The sequence below is a fragment of the Gluconobacter sp. P1D12_c genome (assembly GCF_018812105.1).
Classification (GTDB): Bacteria; Pseudomonadota; Alphaproteobacteria; order Acetobacterales; family Acetobacteraceae; genus Gluconobacter; species Gluconobacter oxydans_A.
In genome coordinates this window covers 1-684 of the sequence record NZ_JACSIQ010000116.1, presented here as the reverse complement: position 1 = coordinate 684, position 684 = coordinate 1, and the positions used below count along the sequence as shown (strand labels likewise).

At 45.1% G+C, this 684-nt stretch carries 1 protein-coding gene; it reads left to right on the top strand.

Annotated elements, in window-relative coordinates; all coding sequences use genetic code 11:
- A partial coding sequence (locus KP705_RS15850; RefSeq protein WP_215764911.1) for a plasmid recombination protein occupies window positions 1-684 on the top strand: 684 nt, incomplete at both ends.

Below are 684 nucleotides of genomic sequence, written 5' to 3'. Positions count from 1 at the left end.
TCAAAATACTATGGCGTGCATTGTTCTGTCTTGGCCAGGTGAGATGGATGCCGATTGTAAGCGTTGGCAAGCTCGGTCGGTCAAGTGGTTGCAGGACACGTATGGGGACCAGTTGAAGACAGTCATCAGGCATGATGATGAGGCTTTTCCTCATCTTCATGCTTTCATCGTTCCTGATGATTTGAAGGCGATCAGCTTACATCCTGGGGATAGTGCAAAGCAGAAGGCCAAGGCGGATGGGTTATCTCCAAAGGAACAAAATGAAGCCTATAAGCAATCGTTTAGAGATTGGCAGGACAGTTATTGGGATAAGGTCGGGAAGCMTTCTGGCTTAACTCGTATTGKTCCAGGTCGTAGGCGTTTAACTCGGGACCAGTGGAACCAGGAGAAGCAACAAGCCAAGGCTTTAGCTATTGCTCTGGCTGATGGTCGTGCTGTTGCAAAGCGTGTTGATGCTGCAAAAGCTAAGGCTGAAAAGTTTGAGAAGGCTGGCACGTTGGTTGGTGCTGTTTCTTCTGCTGTTGCTGGTGGTGTTGTTCAGGTTTCTGAGTCATTCACGAAAAGCCGTTTTGATGATGKTGAGAAGTCTCGTGAAAATGAAATTCATTTATTGAAGAATCAAAATGAGAAGTTGAAAGCGAGTAATTCATCACTAAAAACAAAAATTCACAAAAGTAATGAATC